This is a genomic window from Mongoliitalea daihaiensis (genome assembly GCF_021596945.1).
Lineage (GTDB): Bacteria > Bacteroidota > Bacteroidia > Cytophagales > Cyclobacteriaceae > Mongoliitalea > Mongoliitalea daihaiensis.
Window position 1 is genome coordinate 1,920,088 of record NZ_CP063779.1, and the last position, 17,927, is coordinate 1,938,014.

The window sequence follows — 17,927 nt, forward strand, 5'->3', positions numbered from 1 at the left end:
TTCTAATCGCCTGATGTGTGCCCATTAAACATAAATATTCCATCTGCTTTTTGACAACGCTTGAATCCGTTGTATAATTGCATCGTAAATTTCTTATGAAAGCTGACCTGAAGCAAATACAAGCACCCATCTCTTTCGAAATGGTGGAATTTGAAAAAAAATTCCGTGACTTTATGAAAAGTAAGGTCAAGCTATTGGATCACATTACCAATTACATTGTTAGACGCAAAGGAAAACAGATGCGTCCTATGTTTGTCTTTTTGACAGCAGGAGTATGTGGAGGAATTCAGGAGTCTACATACAGAGGTGCCGCTTTGATAGAACTGTTGCATACAGCTACATTAGTTCATGACGATGTAGTCGACGATGCCAACTATAGAAGAGGTTTTTTTTCAGTCAATGCCTTGTGGAAAAATAAGATTGCCGTTTTAGTAGGTGACTATTTGCTGTCTAGGGGATTACTGTTATCCGTTGATCATGGAGAGTTTGAATTACTTCGAATTGTTTCCCAGGCAGTTCGGGAAATGTCCGAAGGGGAGTTGTTGCAAATTGCCAAAGCCCGGAAGCTTGACATCACAGAAGAAGTATATTATACCATTATCCGTCAAAAAACTGCGAGCTTAATCGCTTCTTGTTGTGCCGTTGGCGCATCTACCACGGATGCTTCTGAGGAGGTGATTGAGCGTATGAAGCTTTTCGGTGAAAAAGTGGGAATGGCCTTCCAAATAAAAGATGATTTATTCGACTACGGGGAGGATGAAATCGGCAAGCCACTCGGCATCGATATCAAGGAAAAGAAAATGACCTTACCACTCATCTATGCCCTCAATAATGCTTCATGGTTAGAAAAGAAAAAAATCATTTACCTGATTCGTAACAAGAATGAAGATAAGAAAGCGGTCAACCAAGTAATTGCTTTTGTCAAACAATCAGGAGGGATGGATTATGCAACAAAAGTGATGAATACCTATTTCGAAGAGGCATTGAGTTTACTCGCGGAATTTCCTGATTCAACGTATAAAGACTCGTTGGAGGCCTTGGTAAGATATACCATAGAAAGGAAAAAATAGTTTTTTTTGACAAAGGTTTATTGTAAATTTATACGCGATCAAACCTATTTTTCATGTCACATACTGATTCCCGAAGAGCAGCAGTCCGTCTTTATTCAAAGCTAAAATATGGATGGGTTTGGGCTACCACCTCCTTTGCAGGTAATTTTATCCTTGCACTGGTCACTACTTCTTTTTTTAGTAATTTGGAGTATGGTCAAGAGGTGAATTATGTTTTTTTCTTGGCAGTTTTAGCTGTTGGCCTCTGGGTTACAGAAGCCATCCCGCCTTTCGCTGTAGGGATTTTTATTTTCACAGGAATTCTCCTTGGTTTTGGGACAGATTACATTCTAGATGACGCCAAAAAACCAATTGAAATGTATCTGGGCACCTGGACCAGCAATGTTATTTGGCTTTTGCTGGGAGGTTTTTTCTTGGCAGAAGGTATGAGTATTGTGGGATTAGATCGGGATCTTTTCAAAATGACGATTAAACGATTTGGTACTGAACCGAATCGTCTACTGCTAGGACTCATGTTGATGACAGGCATTGCAAGTATGGTGATGTCAAATACTGCTACTACGGCCATGATGATCTCTTCCATTTTACCAGTAGTACGAATGTTGGGTAAGAATTCGCCTTATTCAATTGCACTTTTGGTGGGAATTCCTGCCGCTGCTACTTTGGGAGGTATGGGTACTATTATCGGAAGTACACCAAATGCAATTGCGGTAGGTGCTCTTCAAAAAGAAGGGATTAATATTACGTTTATCGATTGGATGATTTTTGGTATTCCAATTGCGTTCATCACATTGTACCTATTTTGGTGGTTTTTGAAAAAGCGTTTAAAGCTTGATGGTATCACATTAGACTTGGCTGAAATCACTAAGTCAAGACCAGATAATAGACCAAAGTTTGAGAAAAATGCAGTCCTATTTACTCTAATTGTTACCGTTTCAGCATGGTTGACTGAACCTATTCACGGCCTTCCAATTGCAGCCACCTCTGCTATTCCAATAGTGCTTTTGACCATGTTACAAGTAGTCCGTGCGGAAGATGTTCGCAAGTTACCATGGGATACTCTCATGTTGGTAGCTGGTGGCCTTGCCTTGGGTATCGCTATGGTGGATGTGGGACTAACGGACATCATAATGGAAAGTATATCAACTTTACCAGTTCCTATTTTTGTAGTAGCTGCTATTTTTGCATTTGTTGGAGTCTCTATTTCCAATATTATGAGCAATACGGCAGCTGCATCCATTCTGGTTCCATTAGGGTTGGCTTTACCCGGTATTTGGGGGTTGGCTACACCATTGATAGTAGCGATCAGCTGTTCTTGTGCGTTATTACTCCCTGTTTCCACCCCATCTAACGCTATATCATTCTCTACAGGTTTGGTGGAACAAAAGAGCTTCCGTCCTGGAGGACTTTTGATGATGCTTATCGGGCCAATTTTAGGCTTTATTACCGTAGTGGGATACGTCTTGGTTTTTAAATCCAATGGCTTCTAAGAATGAAGGTTACGAAAAGTTTTCCTCCAGCGGGCAAATAGAAATAGCAGGCCTAAGTTATTCATTCAGTAATTCCCGAATGAAAGTTTCGTGTTCCTCAATCCATCGCTCGTAGTAGGCACCCGTACCAGGGCCATTGAAGCCTGTGTGAATTTTTCTCACAGCTCCAGTTTTATCTAAGTAGATAAGTGTTGGAAAAGCGATTACTTGATTGAGTGCCGGTAATGCCTTGGAAGCTTCTTCCTTATTGCTGCTTCCTGCAATCAAAAACGTATAGTTAGCCTGGAGTCGGTCGATGGTTTTTTTGACACGCTCACTTGCATAGGTAAAGTCTGCTTTACTTTCAAAAGCTAAACCAATAATTTCAATGCCTTTATCTTTGTTACGTTCATACCAAGGAGCCAGAAATCTTGTTTCATCCACGCAGTTTGGGCACCAAGTGCCAAATAGCTGTATCAACACAAGTTTATCTTTAAATCGAGGATCTTCCGAAGAGACCATGTTTCCGTCTACATCGGGGAATGCAAACTGAATGCGATCAAAACCTTCTTTGAGGTAATTCATGCTATAGGCATCCGGTAGTTCAAAGGTTTCGTTTCGCTCACCTATAAATGATTCTTGATATCGCGGACCACTTCTGAAGCTACCAATCAATTCACCTTCTGTAGAAAGCGTTGCACGAAATAAAAACGCATGACTTCCATCAAATGTGCTCATATACAATTCATCACCACTGACATTTCCTTCCAGAAAGCGATAATCTCCCAAGGGTGTGAGAAATGTGCCCCGGATTTGATCTCCAGTTTGCTCAAATAGACCAATAGCATCATAGCCATCTCCATCCGATTTAGTAAAGCGGATCTTCCAACGACCTGAAAAATCTATACGAGGCTGCTCCACGACTGGGAATCTGCTAGTGAACTCTTGTGAACCTTGAAGTGGTATAAAATAGTCAGGGACAAAATTTTTCACAAAACCACCACTTAAGGTATTTGATTCATCTAGTTTTAATTTCAATACGCTGTCAAACACGCCCATTTCAATAAAAATCGAATCATTTTTGATTACTATTTCTTCGAAATGAAGTATATCACGATCGTTTTTAACAAAAGCTTCCCACTTTTCACCACTTTCTTGAAAGGTCAAAAGGAAAGGGATGACGTCAGGGGAAATCAACAGTTCCATTCGCCATTCACCGGATAAGTTCAGCGATTTTTTTTCGTTGGATTGACAGCTGAAAAGCCCAATTATGAGTAGGATGCTTAGAAAGAGTCGATTGTGCATAGTGTGATTAACATTAAACTAAATCAAAATTAAGCGAAAGCTTTCAGAGTTTAATCATTCAATAGATGATTTATATAGGAGGTTGAGCACTGTATCTCTCTTAAAAGCTAATTTTCTCAAAAAAAGTGGGAAACTTTCCCACTTTTCACCCCATCAATAAAAATGCATTTTTTTTGCTGAGATAAAACGTAAGATTCACTTAAAAAATGCCAGTTTTTTGTTCGAATGGCGAATTTTCTATAAGTTAAATATAGGGATCAATTCCTTGATTATCAGTTGACATAATTTGTAATTTTTTCAAAAAAAATTGGGATATCTGAAACTTTTGAATAGTTTTATAAAAAAGTGGAGAAAAGTGGGGTAAAGTGGTGGATTGTGTGAAAGCTTTTCTTACTTTTGTGTTTACAGCAAACTCAAGATAAGCCCATGGGAATGTTCAACAGTAGGTATGATGTCAAAGTCGACGCAAAAGGTCGTCTGGCATTGCCCGCCAAGATAAAGGCGGCAATTCCGGAGTCCAATGGCGCCGAGTTGATCCTACGTTATGGTGACGATGGCTGTCTTGCGTTGTATACTCAAGTCAAGTTCAAAAAACTTTTACACCAAGTTGAATCCCTGTCTGACAGAGATCCGATTCAAAGAAGGATAAAAAGAAGTTTTTTCGAAAGTATGACTGAAGTGGAATTGGATAGTGCAGGTCGTCTATTAATTCCAAAGCCATTTTTACAATGGTCAGGGATTGATAAAGACGCGATTGTTTGCGGTGTCAATGGCCTGATAGAAATCTGGAGTCCAGAAAAATATCAGCAGAACACCTTAGATCCTGCTGAGCTTTCAAAATTGATGGATCAATACCTCTCATAAAATAAGTAATGACAATCAGAGATTACCATATTCCAGTAATGCTGAATCCCTGCATTGAAGGCTTGGCTATAGACCCTAATGGGATCTATGTAGACTTGACCTTTGGCGGGGGGGGACATTCCAAGGCTATTTTAGAGCGCTTGGATAAGGGGCATTTGTATGGGTTTGATCAGGACTCTGATGCAGAGGCCAATATCCCAGAAGATGATCGATTTACCTTTGTACAGGCCAATTTTAGGGATTTTAAAAAATATCTCAAACTCTATGGTGTCAAGCAGGTGGATGGGATCTTGGCTGATTTGGGGATTAGTTCCCATCAGATTGATGAGCCTACTCGCGGTTTTTCTACCCGCTTTGATGGAGGATTGGATATGCGGATGAGCAGTGCAATTGATCTGACTGCTGCCAAGCTACTCAATACCTATGAAGAGCGCCAGCTGCATAAGATTTTGGGAATCTATGGAGAGGTCAAAAATGCAAAAACATTGGCTCAAGCCATTACCTCGCGTAGAGCGATGAAGGGTTTCGATACTACGGCAGATTTTAAAGAGTTCTTACAAAAATTTGCTCCTCGAGGAAAAGAGTTCAAATACTTTGCTCAAGTATTTCAAGCCCTTCGAATTGAAGTGAATGATGAGATGGGAGCTTTAGAAGAAATGCTTCTTCAGACGGTAGACGTTTTGAAACCAGAGGGTAGATTGGTCATCATGAGTTACCACTCTTTAGAAGATCGTCTGGTAAAGAATTTTATCAATAAAGGGAAGTTTCAGGGAGAGGTAGAAAAGGATTTCTACGGGAATCAAATCAGGCCTTTGGAGCCAGTAGTCAGAAAAGCCATTATAGCTGATGCCGAAGAAATAGCCAGAAATAATCGTGCAAGAAGTGCCAAACTAAGAATAGCAAAAAAGATCTAGGATGACTGAGAATACATTCAGAAAAAGAATCAAAGCCAATGGGAAGTCAAGTGCTTCGCAGGGAAGTCTTTTTTCCAAATTAGATGAGAAGCTGAATGTAACTGCGGTTTTTGGGGTGGGGATCCCTGTAAAATTTGTTCCGCCAATCATGTACGCAGCTTTTATTGCGATGATTTATATCTGGAGTAACCATAGATCTGAACGCATGATTCGGCAGATTGATTTGATGCAACGGGAAGTGGAAGACCTAAGAGCGGATGTCACAACCTTAGAAGCAGAGTTTATGTACAGCAGTAAGCAGTCAGAGGTAGCTAAGAAAATTGAATTGTTAGGAATTGAAGAAATAAAAGAACCACCATTTAAAATCGTCTCTAAAAAGTGAATATCAAAAGTTCCATAGTATTACGAGTAAGGATAGCCTTCATTTTGGTGGCCTTATTTGCTATGGCCATTTTTTATAGAATGATTGTTTTACAAGTTGTTGAAAGGGATGTTTGGGAGGCCAAAGCTGAAACGCTTCATTATCAAATGAGGCCTGTGTCCGCTACCCGAGGTAACATCTATGCGGCTGACGGTAGTTTGTTGGCTACAAGTCTACCTTTTTACAAAGTAGCTTTGGATCCAACGGTGGTATCGGAGGATGTGTTTATAGAAGGAATTGATTCCTTGGCATATCATTTATCTACTTTTTATAAAGATCAATCAGCAGCGGCTTACAAGCGCATGATTATGGATGCACGCTCATCCAAGAAACGCTACATTGTGCTCAACCGTACGCAGATTGGCTACCAAGAAAAACAAGATATGAGTACCTGGCCAATCTTCAAAAGAGGCAGGTCCAGTGGAGGTGTGATTTTTGAAAAAGTAGAAAAGCGTTACCGTCCATTCAAAGATTTGGCAGGTAGAACAGTAGGCTTTTTGAATGAGGATGATTACGGTGCTGGCATTGAATACAGCTTTAACAATTATCTATCTGGTAAAAATGGGGAAGCATTGTTCCAGCGGATAGCCGGCGGAGTATGGAAGCCGGTATTTGACGCAGCAGATATCAAGCCTGCAGATGGTTTTGATATCCTTACGACCCTTGATATCAATATTCAAGATGTTGCCGAATCTGCCCTTTTACGACAATTGAAAGCCAAAGATGCCGTATTTGGGGCAGTGATCGTCATGGAAGTAGCGACAGGTCATATTAAAGCGATTGCCAATTTACAGAAAAATAAAAATGGCAAAGGTTACGGAGAGAATTATAACTATGCCATAGGAGATCAGGGGCTTACAGAGCCTGGGTCTACCTTCAAACTGCTTTCCATGCTAGCTTTATTGGAAGAGGGGAAAGTAAGTCTTACAGATAAAGTGGATACAGGAGAAGGTGTTTTTCCATTTTATGATCGTAAAATGACAGATGCCAAAAATGGCGGCTTTGGAGTGTTGACTGTTAAAGAGGTCTTTGAGAATTCTTCCAATATTGGTATTTCCAAACTAGTCGAACAGAATTTTGGTCATAATCCATCCAAGTTTGTCAGTTACATAGAGAAAGTTGGGCTGGATAAGCCGATTGGATTTCAGTTAAAGGGAGAGGGTGAGCCCTATTTCAAAAAGCCGGGTAGCAAACTTTGGTACGGAACCACCTTACCGTGGATGTCCATTGGTTACGAAGGAAAGTTAACACCATTACATACCTTGATGCTCTACAATGCAGTAGCTAATAATGGTACGATGGTCAAGCCAATAATAGTCCAAGCTACCTCCAAAGGTGGAAAAGTGGATGCTCGATTTGAGACGGAAATTCTTCGAAAAAAGATTGCTTCCGATAAGACTATCAAACAACTGCAGGAACTCTTAGAAGGAGTCGTGAGTAATGGAACTGCTAAAAATATTTTTAGTAAAGACTATAAAATTGCAGGCAAGACCGGTACTGCTCAAAAGTTGATTGAAGGTCGATACACCAAAAAATATTACACATCATTCGCTGGATATTTCCCAGCGGACAAACCTAAGTATTCAGCGATAGTGATTATTGACAGTCCAGTTGGGTTTAATGCCTTTGGAGGGGATATTGCTGCTCCTGTATTCAAAGAAATTGCTGATATGATTTTTGCTCAAGACATTGAGCTTAATCAGAAGACACCGGATAAAGCGTTTAGAGCCGCGGTTAGCTTTCCTTCCGTCAAAACAGGTAAGGTGGATGAGCTGCAGATGATCTGCAACAAGTTTGGTATTTCCAATCACTTTCAGGGGAATGCAGAAGCTTGGGTAAAGCCAATTAACCAATTGAAGTCGATTCAGTGGCAAGCGAGAGCAAATGTAGAAAAAGTGGTACCGGACGTGAGCGGGATGACACTCAGAGATGCTCTTTATGTATTAGAAAATAAAGGGTTACGGGTAGTCTATCAAGGGAAAGGGAAAGTGAAAGATCAATCTATTCCAGCGGGAGCACCTGTGCAGCAAAATAACATCATCAATTTGGTTTTAGGATAAATGAGAGTGCTAAAAGACATATTGTATAAGGTTTCCTTAAAATCGACGGTCGGTGATATGGAGCTGGCTATTGGAGAGATACACTTTGATAGCCGAAAGGTAAGTAAAGGGGATTTATTTGTGGCCATTCCTGGTACTCAGGTAGATGGTCATAATTTTATCTCGCAAGCGATTGCTCAAGGTGCAGTGTGCATCGTATGTGAACATTTACCATCTGAGCAATTGGATCATATTGCTTATATACAAGTAGTCAATGCATCCAAGGCCATGGGTATTATGGCTGCAAATTACTATGAAAATCCATCTGAAAAGTTGAAGCTTGTGGCGGTAACTGGTACCAATGGTAAGACAAGTACCGTCACGCTTCTATATCAGTTGTTTATAGAGATGGGGTACCAAACGGGCTTGATCTCCACCGTGGAGAATCGGGTCCATGAACATGTGGTTCCTTCCTCACACACAACCCCTGACTCCTTGCAACTTCAAGCCTTGTTGAAGCAAATGGTTGATGCAGGTTGTACGCATTGTTTTATGGAGGCAAGTTCTCATGCGATTGCTCAAGATCGAATTGCAGGCTTACACCTTGCAGGAGCGGTATTCACCAATATCACACACGATCATTTGGACTATCACGGAACATTTGATGAGTATATCAAAGCCAAGAAAAAGCTTTTTGACGACCTGCCCAAAGACGCATTTGCTTTGGTCAATGCTGATGATAAGCGTGGTATGGTCATGTTGCAAAACTGCCGGTCTACCCATCAGACATTTGCGCTGCGATACCCAGCCGATTTCAAGGCCAAAGTACTTTCCAATACATTGGAAGGACTGGAACTTGATATCAACAACAAGCAGATTTGGTTCCGCATGATCGGGGAGTTCAATGCCTATAACCTATTAGGGGTGTATGGTACAGCTGTTTTGTTAGGAGAAGATGAGGAAGAGGTCTTGATGCAGCTTTCCAAAGTAAAAGGTGCACAAGGACGCTTTGATCAAATCCACGTAGGCGGAGTAACGGCCATTGTAGATTATGCCCATACTCCTGATGCTTTGGAAAATGTTTTGAAAACCATTGCGGGTGTTCGTACTGGTGGGGAGCAGGTCATTACGATTGTGGGCTGTGGAGGAAATCGGGACCGCACTAAGAGGCCCTTGATGGCAAAAATTGCAACAAAATTCAGTGATAAAGTGATTTTGACTTCTGATAATCCACGAAATGAGGATCCAGTTGAAATCATTAAAGAAATGGAGGCGGGTGTAAATCCGGTGGATTTTAAAAAAACCATGACCATTGTAGATAGAAGAGAAGCCATTAAAACAGCTGGTATTCTAGCCAATGCAGGGGACATTATCCTGATTGCAGGAAAAGGGCATGAAACTTATCAGGAGATCAAAGGGGTAAAACACCCTTTTGATGATCGCGCTGTTGCGCTTGAATTACTGGAACTATTGAAAAAAAATTGACATGTTATATCCAATTTTTGAATACTTAGACCGAGTGCTTGATATCCCAGGAACGGGAGTGTTTCGCTTTATCTCTTTCAGAGCAGGTATGGCGGCACTTTTGTCTCTCATTATTACCATCTCTTTCGGTAAAAACATCATCGATTGGATCAGAAGCAAGCAAATCGGTGAGACGGTTCGTGATCTTGGTTTGGAGGGACAGGCAGAGAAAAAAGGAACGCCTACCATGGGAGGACTTATGATCATTGCAGGTATCATCATCCCTACCTTGTTGTTTGCAAATATCAACAATATCTATATCATCCTTTTATTGGTGACAACCGTGTGGTTGGGTGTAATTGGGTTTTTGGATGATTACATCAAAGTCTTTAAAAAAAATAAGGAAGGCTTAAGAGGCAGATTCAAAATCACTGGTCAGATCATTATTGGGATTATTGTAGGTGCCACCCTGTATTTTCATGAAGGTGTTGTTGTACGTGAATTTACCAATCCAGTATCAATAGAGGAGGGCGTTGTAGAAACCCCTGCCTATAGAGATGTGAAAATTGCAAAAACAACGATCCCATTTTTAAAAAACAATGAACTCAATTACGAAAATTTCCTAGGATTTCTTGGGGATAGCGTTACACCTATTTTATACATTTTATTGGTGATTTTTATCATCACAGCAGTATCTAATGGAGCCAATATCACCGATGGAATTGATGGTTTGGCAGCAGGAACCTCTGCAATTATAGGGCTTACCATTGCCATATTCGCCTATATTTCAGGTAATGCCATTTTTTCACAGTACCTCAACATTTTCTTTATTCCAAACTCAGGGGAGTTGGTGATTTTCTGTGCGGCATTCGTAGGAGCCTGTGTTGGGTTTCTTTGGTACAATGCATATCCTGCGCAGGTATTTATGGGGGATACGGGAAGTTTGATGTTGGGAGGAGTGATTGCTGTATTGTCATTGACCTTGAGAAAGGAGTTGCTGATTCCTGTGTTGTGTGGGATTTTCGTCATCGAAAATGCCTCAGTAATCATTCAAGTTTCTTATTTCAAATACACCAAAAAGAAATATGGTGAGGGCAGGAGAGTCTTTTTGATGTCTCCGCTTCATCACCATTATCAAAAGAAGAATATTCATGAAGCTAAGATAGTGACCAGGTTTTGGATCATTGGAATCCTATTGGCCATCATTACCTTGGCAACGTTGAAATTGAGATAATATGAGTCAAAAGATAGTCATATTGGGTGCAGGCGAAAGCGGATTGGGAGCAGCAATGCTTGCCAAGCAGCAAGGCTATGCCGTATGGGTATCCGAAGCTGGGGCAATCAGCGAAGATCGAAAATTACGTTTACAGCAGTTTTCTATTGATTTTGAGGAAGGTGGACACACGGAAGAGCGTGTTTTAGCAGCAGACCTAGTCATCAAAAGTCCAGGGATTTCACCCCAAGTTCCAATCGTTCGGGCGCTTCTGAAAAATGATGTTCCAGTAATTGATGAATTGGAGTTTGCTTGGAAGTTTACGACGGGTAAAGTAATTGCAATCACGGGTACAAATGGGAAAACCACGACTACCTTGTTGAGCTACCATTTATTGAAAGAAGCTGGTTTGAATGTGGGTTTGGCGGGAAATGTAGGACAAAGTTGGGCAGCTCAATTGGCCACTGAAGGTGATAAAGATTGGTGGGTATTGGAAACCAGTAGTTTTCAAATTGATGGATTTGTTGACTTAAAACCTACCGTAGCAGTATTGACCAATATTACTCCAGATCATTTGGATAGGTATGAATACGATTTGAATAAATATATCCAATCAAAAATGTCCTTATTCAAACCTATGGGTAAGGGCGATACAGCGATTTGCCATGACGGGGATCCACTGACTGAGCGAGGTGCAGACATGACTCCAATGGAAGTAAATTTCCAAAAAGTTTCATTGGAATCGAAAGCAGACCATTCTGCTTATGTGGATGCAGGTTTCATTTGTGTTCCTACTTCATCCAATACTTGGAAATTTCCGGTAGCATCCCTGCCGATCAAAGGAAATCATAATGTACTGAATGCCATGATGGCCGTGTTAGTGGCTAAAGCAGCAGGCTTGACAGAAGATGACATTCGAGTCCATTTATCCACCTTTAAAAATGCCTCTCATCGTATGGAACCTATTGCGAGCATTGAGGGCGTAAGCTTTATCAATGATAGCAAAGGGACAAATGTAGATGCTACGGCGTATGCGTTGGACAGTTTCCAGCAGCCCTTGATATGGATTGCAGGAGGAGTAGATAAAGGGAATGATTATTCGGTACTCTACCCATTAATAAAAGGAAAAGTAAAAGCACTTATTTGCCTAGGTAGGGATAATTCAAAATTAGTCAAAGCATTTGAAGCATATATTCCTGTGATTCAAGAGACCAAGGAAATGTCAGCGGCAGTGCAACAAGCAATGGAACAAGCATCTGAAGGTGATGTGGTTTTGCTTTCGCCAGCATGTGCCAGTTTTGATCTTTTCAAAAATTACGAAGATAGAGGAGAGCAGTTTAGAGCCTCAGTTAGAGCATTAGAAAGGGGGATGATCGTATGAGTATTTTGAAAGCGTGGTTTGATAGAAATTTGAAAGGTGACCCAATCATTTGGTTCATTGTTATCTTGCTTTCTACCCTAAGTATTTTGGTAGTTTACTCTGCTACGGGCACATTGGCCCATAAGCGAGCAGGCGGAGATACCGAAAAGTATTTATTTTCCCATGCCATGTATGTGGGTTTTGCGCTTCTACTGATGTGGGCTGCGAGTAATATCAAGTATAAGTTTTATGCCGTTGTTGGCAAGTTCTTGTTGATTGTTTCAGTACCCTTGTTGCTAATAACATATTTCTTCGGTTCGGCTGTAAACGAGGCCAACCGATGGTTTCAAATACCATGGACCAATATTGTATTCCAGCCGTCTGATATTGCGAAAATGGCACTTATTGCTACGCTTGCTGGCTTATTAGCGAAAAGACAACGGAATATTGCCAATTTCAAAGAGTCTCTTATCCCTATGATTATAGTGGTTGGATTGATTTGTCTGTTAATAGGCTTGGCTAATATGTCAACGGCTATTTTGCTTTTCTCCACTTGTCTATTGCTCATGTTTATTGGAAGAGTGCCATTGAAGCAGATTGCTGTATTGATTTTGGTTGGAGCCATTGCACTTCCTACAGCATTGATGCTCGGACAAAGAGGGGGGACCTTCCAATCTAGAATTTCTTCATTCGCAAGTAATGATGAGATTCCTTACCAAGCGGAGCATTCATTCATCGCGATTTCCACCGGAGGGTTGACCGGTAAAGGTCCAGGAAAATCTGAGCAGCGCAATACTTTACCTCACCCATATTCTGATTTTATTTACTCCATCATTGTGGAAGAATACGGTTTGATTGGGGGAGTGGGAGTGCTTTTTCTTTACCTGGCATTGCTTTACAGAGGGATGCGCATTGTGGTGTCTTCTACTAAGCCATTTGGAGGGCTTCTTTCTGCAGGCTTGAGCTTTGCCTTGGTTTTGCAGGCGATGGTCAATATGGCTGTAGCCGTGGGGTTGGGTCCCATAACCGGATTACCCTTGCCTTTGCTCAGCATGGGAGGGACCTCTTTGTTTCTTACAGGATTTTCAATTGGTATTATCCTCAGCGTAAGCCGTGGAGATCATGATGATCAAATTGATACAACACCTGATCAAAATAAGCCAAGAAAAACATTTCAAGCAGCCTGATGAAAGCAAGAAAAGAGACATATCGCATCATGATCAGTGGAGGAGGTACGGGAGGCCACATATATCCAGCCATTGCGATCGCGAATACTTGGAAGGAGCGCTTTCCAGGTACCGAGTTTCTGTTTGTCGGTGCCGAAGGAAAAATGGAAATGGAAAAAGTACCTGAGGCAGGCTATGCAATCGAGGGATTGAAAGTAGCGGGTCTTCAGAGAAGTTTAAGCTTGAGTAATCTCAGCTTGCCATTTAAGCTTCTTGGAAGTTTGAAAAAAGCGGGACAACTGATCCGAGACTTTCAGCCTGATGCTGTGGTTGGGGTGGGTGGTTATGCAAGTGCCCCAGTATTGTATATGGCTCAGCGCAAGCAAATACCAACCCTAATTCAGGAGCAGAATTCTTACGCTGGTTTGACCAATAAAATCTTAGCAAAACGAGCAAAAAAAATATGTGTGGCTTACCCACAGATGGATCAGTTTTTTCCAAAAGAGAAACTTGTATTTACAGGCAATCCTGTACGAAAAGACATCCTTAGTTTAGACGGGAAAAGAGAAAAAGCCTTAGCTAACTTCGGATTAAATAAAGATCGCAAGACTATTTTGGTAATCGGGGGGAGTTTGGGGGCTAGGACTATCAATCAAGCTATGCTTGGTGCCATGGCGTCTCTAGAGGCTGCTGGATATCAGGTATTATGGCAAACTGGTAAGTTTTACTTTCAAGAGATGCAATCACAAGTTCAGGCATCCAAACTTCAGCACATTCATCCGATGGAGTTTTTGAGCGCAATGGATTTGGCATATGCAGCAGCAGACCTAATCGTCTCGAGGGCGGGTGCCTTGTCAGTGTCGGAACTAAGTTTGGTGGGGAAAGCAGTCATCTTTATTCCATCTCCCAATGTGGCAGAAGATCATCAAACCAAAAATGCAATGGCTTTTGTGCAGGAGGATGCAGCAATCTTACTTTCGGATGGAGATGCTGTGGAAGGATTAAAAAGTACAATTGATCAGGTTTTCGGTAATCCAACTCAGTTGGAGTACCTAGGAAAAAATATACAAAAGCTGGCTAAACCGTCAGCGGCTGAAGAAATAGTTGAAGCATTAGCATCCATTATTCCATGAATCTAAGGAGCATCCATAGGGTCCATTTTGTAGGTATCGGCGGTATCGGTATGAGTGCCATTGCTCGATGGTTTAACCATCTTGGCAAGGTAGTCACTGGTTACGACCGCACGCCTTCAGCATTGACCGATGCTTTGAAGGCGGAAGGTATGTGCATCAGTTTTGAAGATGATGTGAATCAGATACCCTTGGAGCTCAAGAATGCCCAAGCCGAATCCCTAATAGTATGGACTCCTGCCATTCCTAAGGACTCTATTCAGTTGAACTATTTTAGAACTCATGGCTACAAGTTGCTGAAGCGTGCCGAAGTTTTGGGTGTGATTACTTTAGATATGCCTACCATTGCTGTAGCAGGAACTCACGGGAAAACAACTACTTCTTCCATGATAGCTCATTTATTGAAAGTCGGCGGGGTAGAAGTTTCTGCATTTTTAGGTGGATTGACTCAAAACTATCAGAGTAATCTTATTCTTCCTGACCATACTGATTCGGGGTCAGTAGTGGTAGTGGAGGCTGATGAATTCGATCGCTCCTTCCTGCAGTTACATCCCAATTCAGCAATCTTGACAAGTGTAGATCCTGATCATTTGGATATCTATGGAGATGGAATAGAAATGCTTCATGGATTCAAGTCTTTTGTTGAGCTGATTCCAAGTTCGGGTAGCCTCTATGTAAGTGAACGTGCCTACCAAAATTTATCCTTGGATGGAGTCTCAATCAAGGATATACATGTATATGGCTTGGATAAGGCGGATTATACAGCTGAAAATATTACGCCTACTACAGGTTCATTTATTTTCGATTATGTGAGTCCTTCCACTCGAATTGAACGACTGGAGTTGCATATGCCTGGGTATCATAATGTGGAAAATGCTGTCGCAGCTATTGCCATGGCCTTGGAATATGGTGTAACTGCGGATGCTGTAAGGACTGGTGTATACAGTTTCAGAGGAGTGAAACGAAGGTTTGAAATCTTGGTTCAGAAAGAAGGTAAAGTGTTTATCGATGATTATGCACATCATCCAGAGGAGATAAAAGCCTTTCTAAGTTCTGTAAAAGCGATGTATCCCAATCGGAAATTGACGGCTGTATTTCAGCCTCATCTGTTTTCCCGTACGAGGGACTTTGCGAGTGGTTTTTCCAAGAGTTTATCCCTCGCTGATGAGGTTATCCTATTGGATATTTATCCAGCTAGGGAGCTTCCTATTGAGGGAGTACATGCATCTATGTTGCTGGATGCTATTTCTTCAAAGGAAAAATCATTGCAAAGTAAAGAATCGTTGATTGGCTATCTTCAAAATCATCAGCCTGAGGTGTTGGTGACGATAGGCGCAGGGGATATTGATCGGATGGTGGATCCATTAACCAAATTTATGTTAGGGGTATGAATCAGCGGTTAAAGAAAGTAGCGATTTATGTATTTGCCATTGGCTTGCTAGTGGCTTCGATTGCTTTGGTAGAAAAGAAAGAAGCTGCCAAGGCCCTGACGGCTATTAGTATCTACATTCACGGGGTCAGTGATGTATATTTTGTAGATGAGGAAGAGCTTCGGGAATTGATTCTTTCAGAATTTCCTAACCTTCGAGAAGGTCTTTCCATGCAAGAGGTCAACCTACATGCTATTGAGAAAAAAGTACTTGCTCATGCTTTTGTGAAAGAGGCGGAAGTCTACAGAGATGTAAAGGGGAAATTAACAGTAGAAGTGAAGCAGCATGTGCCTATTGCACGGATAGTCCGTTCGATGGCAGCTGATGCCTATATAACAGATGAGGGCTTGGTATTACCAACGTCTAGTAAACATACAAAGCGGGTCATCCTGCTTTCGGGGAAATTTGCGGAGCAGCTGATAGGGGAGGAAAACCTTTTATCTGCTTATCCTAAAATCATGGATTTGATTTACTTTATCTATCGAGATGATTTTTGGAGAGCTCAGATTCCTGAGATTGAAATGGCTAAGGAGCATGATATCAAGCTATATCAGCAAGTGGGCCACCAAGTTATTGATTTTGGGGATGCTTCCGATTTAGAGGAGAAGTTTCATAAAATCACCTTACTGTATGAGCAGATTTTTCCTAAAAAGGGATGGGACGCTTATACGAAGGTCAGTGTAAAATTTAAGAATCAGATAGTTTGTGAGTAAATATTGATGCTATGGAAAACGATAAATTTATAGTTGGTTTAGACATTGGTACTACCAAAATATGTGCCGTGGTAGGCCGTAAAAATGAGTTTGGTAAACTGGAAGTCTTGGGTATGGGCAAGGCTGTTTCCGATGGAGTAATCCGTGGAATCGTTACCAATATTGACAAAACTGTGAATGCTATACAAAAGGCTGTTGCAGATGCGAGCGATATGGCAGAAGTAGATATCGGCAATGTGATTGTGGGTATTGCGGGTCAGCATATCAAGAGCACTATTCATCACGGAAGCATCATTCGTGCAAACTATGACGAAGAGATTACTGTGGAAGATGTACACCGTCTTTCCAGTGATATGGAAAACATCGTCGTACCTCCTGGCAATAGCATCATTCATGTGATGCCTCAAGACTATACTGTGGATTATGAACCTGGAGTCAAAGATCCTGTGGGGATGTCTGGTTCTCGATTGGAAGCAGATTTCCATATCATCACCGCACAAACTACCGCCATCAATAATATCAACCGTTGTGTTAGAAGAGCTGATTTATATTCCAAGGAATTGATCTTAGAGCCTTTAGCAAGTTCACTCGCTGTCTTAAGTGATTTGGATAAAGAAGCGGGGGTATGTTTGGTAGATATCGGGGGTGGTACCACTGATATAGCAATATTCCATGACGGCATTATCCGCCATACAGCTGTCATTCCATTGGGAGGAAATATCATTACTACTGATATTAAAGAAGGCTGTATGGTATTGCATAATCAAGCAGAGCTACTTAAAACCAAGTTTGGCAAAGCCATCCCTGAAGAAGCTAATCCGAATGAGATTGTATCTATCCCTGGCTTGCGAAACCGACCTCCCAAAGAGATTTCTATCAAAAACTTAGCTTCTATCATTCAGGCACGAATGGAAGAGATTATTGAATATGTGCAAAGTGAATTGGTAGCAAGTGGTTATTATAAAAAGTTAGCTGGAGGAATAGTATTGACAGGGGGAGGATCCCAATTGCAAGGTGTCGCCCAGCTATTTGAGTATTTAACTGGCTTGGACACTCGAATTGGTTACCCAAATGAGCACTTGGGCAAATGCAAAGTTGAAGAGATCAAGAGCCCGATGTATGCCACTTCCGTGGGTCTTGTACTGGCTGGTTTTAAGTCTTTTGATGACCGTGAGGATAATTACAAGAAAAAGAAAGAAGACACCAAGCGTCAGATACCTGGCAATAGAAGATCTAATGAGCAAGAATCACAGGGTTCAGGCTTTATCGATAGTATCAAAAAGAGATTAAAGGAAATCATTATCAGCGATATTCCTGATAATAATTACTAGGGCTTATCATATTGGGGGAGATGATCAGTTCTGCTTTT

The 17,927-nt window shown here is 41.3% G+C and carries 15 protein-coding genes; 14 read left to right on the forward strand and 1 reads right to left on the reverse strand.

The features are described from left to right. The first annotated feature begins 95 nt into the window (after positions 1-95). The gene (locus tag IPZ59_RS08150; RefSeq protein WP_236139373.1) at positions 96-1,070 is read left to right on the forward strand and encodes a polyprenyl synthetase family protein; all 975 of its coding nucleotides are present in this window, start codon (positions 96-98) and stop codon (positions 1,068-1,070) included. 53 nt (positions 1,071-1,123) lie between these two features. Then, positions 1,124-2,560, forward strand: a complete 1,437-nt coding sequence (locus IPZ59_RS08155) for an SLC13 family permease (RefSeq protein ID WP_236139374.1) — start codon at positions 1,124-1,126, stop codon at positions 2,558-2,560. 57 nt (positions 2,561-2,617) lie between these two features. On the opposite strand, the gene IPZ59_RS08160 is transcribed toward IPZ59_RS08155, so the two are convergent. Continuing rightward, positions 2,618-3,745 carry a peroxiredoxin family protein gene (locus IPZ59_RS08160; protein ID WP_236139375.1) on the reverse strand — a complete coding sequence of 376 codons (1,128 nt, stop codon included), beginning with the start codon at positions 3,743-3,745 and terminating at the stop codon, positions 2,618-2,620. A gap of 525 nt (positions 3,746-4,270) precedes the next feature. Here IPZ59_RS08160 and mraZ point away from each other — a divergent pair. Genes mraZ through ftsA form a run of 12 tightly spaced genes read left to right on the forward strand, consistent with a single transcriptional unit; the run spans position 4,271 to position 17,889 of the window. Beyond that, a complete protein-coding gene (gene mraZ, locus IPZ59_RS08165; protein WP_236139787.1) occupies positions 4,271-4,708 on the forward strand; it encodes a division/cell wall cluster transcriptional repressor MraZ in 438 nt (145 codons plus the stop codon). An 8-nt stretch (positions 4,709-4,716) separates the two neighbouring features. Next, positions 4,717-5,622 (forward strand): 16S rRNA (cytosine(1402)-N(4))-methyltransferase RsmH, encoded by a 906-nt coding sequence (gene rsmH, locus IPZ59_RS08170; protein WP_236139376.1) that lies wholly within the window; start codon positions 4,717-4,719, stop codon positions 5,620-5,622. A gap of 1 nt (position 5,623) precedes the next feature. After that, entirely contained in the window at positions 5,624-6,004 is a 381-nt protein-coding gene (locus IPZ59_RS08175; RefSeq protein WP_236139377.1) for an FtsL-like putative cell division protein, read from the forward strand. After that, positions 6,001-8,103, forward strand: a complete 2,103-nt coding sequence (locus IPZ59_RS08180) for a penicillin-binding protein (protein ID WP_236139378.1) — start codon at positions 6,001-6,003, stop codon at positions 8,101-8,103. Before IPZ59_RS08175 ends, IPZ59_RS08180 begins: the two co-directional genes overlap by 4 nt. Next, on the forward strand, positions 8,104-9,567 hold the full coding sequence (locus tag IPZ59_RS08185; protein WP_236139379.1) for a UDP-N-acetylmuramoyl-L-alanyl-D-glutamate--2,6-diaminopimelate ligase: 1,464 nt from the start codon (positions 8,104-8,106) through the stop codon (positions 9,565-9,567). A 1-nt stretch (position 9,568) separates the two neighbouring features. After that, positions 9,569-10,780 (forward strand): phospho-N-acetylmuramoyl-pentapeptide-transferase, encoded by a 1,212-nt coding sequence (mraY, locus tag IPZ59_RS08190; RefSeq protein WP_236139380.1) that lies wholly within the window; start codon positions 9,569-9,571, stop codon positions 10,778-10,780. A 1-nt stretch (position 10,781) separates the two neighbouring features. Then, entirely contained in the window at positions 10,782-12,140 is a 1,359-nt protein-coding gene (murD, locus tag IPZ59_RS08195; protein WP_236139381.1) for a UDP-N-acetylmuramoyl-L-alanine--D-glutamate ligase, read from the forward strand. Further along, entirely contained in the window at positions 12,137-13,306 is a 1,170-nt protein-coding gene (locus IPZ59_RS08200) for an FtsW/RodA/SpoVE family cell cycle protein (RefSeq protein WP_236139382.1), read from the forward strand. Before murD ends, IPZ59_RS08200 begins: the two co-directional genes overlap by 4 nt. Next, the gene (gene murG / locus IPZ59_RS08205; RefSeq protein WP_236139383.1) at positions 13,306-14,418 is read left to right on the forward strand and encodes an undecaprenyldiphospho-muramoylpentapeptide beta-N-acetylglucosaminyltransferase; all 1,113 of its coding nucleotides are present in this window, start codon (positions 13,306-13,308) and stop codon (positions 14,416-14,418) included. Before IPZ59_RS08200 ends, murG begins: the two co-directional genes overlap by 1 nt. Beyond that, the gene (gene murC / locus IPZ59_RS08210) at positions 14,415-15,806 is read left to right on the forward strand and encodes a UDP-N-acetylmuramate--L-alanine ligase (protein ID WP_236139384.1); all 1,392 of its coding nucleotides are present in this window, start codon (positions 14,415-14,417) and stop codon (positions 15,804-15,806) included. Before murG ends, murC begins: the two co-directional genes overlap by 4 nt. Beyond that, entirely contained in the window at positions 15,803-16,558 is a 756-nt protein-coding gene (locus tag IPZ59_RS08215) for a cell division protein FtsQ/DivIB (protein WP_236139385.1), read from the forward strand. Before murC ends, IPZ59_RS08215 begins: the two co-directional genes overlap by 4 nt. A gap of 11 nt (positions 16,559-16,569) precedes the next feature. Further along, positions 16,570-17,889: a cell division protein FtsA gene (gene ftsA, locus IPZ59_RS08220; RefSeq protein ID WP_236139386.1), complete on the forward strand. Its 1,320-nt coding sequence runs from the start codon at positions 16,570-16,572 to the stop codon at positions 17,887-17,889. Positions 17,890-17,927 lie beyond the last annotated feature (38 nt).

Coding starts and splice junctions, on each gene's coding strand:
- IPZ59_RS08150 (WP_236139373.1), top strand. CDS start 96: ATGAAAGCTGACCTGAAGCAAATACAAGCACCCATCTCTTTCGAAATG.
- IPZ59_RS08155 (WP_236139374.1), top strand. CDS start 1,124: ATGTCACATACTGATTCCCGAAGAGCAGCAGTCCGTCTTTATTCAAAG.
- IPZ59_RS08160 (WP_236139375.1), bottom strand. CDS start 3,745: ATGGAACTGTTGATTTCCCCTGACGTCATCCCTTTCCTTTTGACCTTT.
- mraZ (WP_236139787.1), top strand. CDS start 4,271: ATGGGAATGTTCAACAGTAGGTATGATGTCAAAGTCGACGCAAAAGGT.
- rsmH (WP_236139376.1), top strand. CDS start 4,717: ATGACAATCAGAGATTACCATATTCCAGTAATGCTGAATCCCTGCATT.
- IPZ59_RS08175 (WP_236139377.1), top strand. CDS start 5,624: ATGACTGAGAATACATTCAGAAAAAGAATCAAAGCCAATGGGAAGTCA.
- IPZ59_RS08185 (WP_236139379.1), top strand. CDS start 8,104: ATGAGAGTGCTAAAAGACATATTGTATAAGGTTTCCTTAAAATCGACG.
- mraY (WP_236139380.1), top strand. CDS start 9,569: ATGTTATATCCAATTTTTGAATACTTAGACCGAGTGCTTGATATCCCA.
- murD (WP_236139381.1), top strand. CDS start 10,782: ATGAGTCAAAAGATAGTCATATTGGGTGCAGGCGAAAGCGGATTGGGA.
- IPZ59_RS08200 (WP_236139382.1), top strand. CDS start 12,137: ATGAGTATTTTGAAAGCGTGGTTTGATAGAAATTTGAAAGGTGACCCA.
- murG (WP_236139383.1), top strand. CDS start 13,306: ATGAAAGCAAGAAAAGAGACATATCGCATCATGATCAGTGGAGGAGGT.
- murC (WP_236139384.1), top strand. CDS start 14,415: ATGAATCTAAGGAGCATCCATAGGGTCCATTTTGTAGGTATCGGCGGT.
- IPZ59_RS08215 (WP_236139385.1), top strand. CDS start 15,803: ATGAATCAGCGGTTAAAGAAAGTAGCGATTTATGTATTTGCCATTGGC.
- ftsA (WP_236139386.1), top strand. CDS start 16,570: ATGGAAAACGATAAATTTATAGTTGGTTTAGACATTGGTACTACCAAA.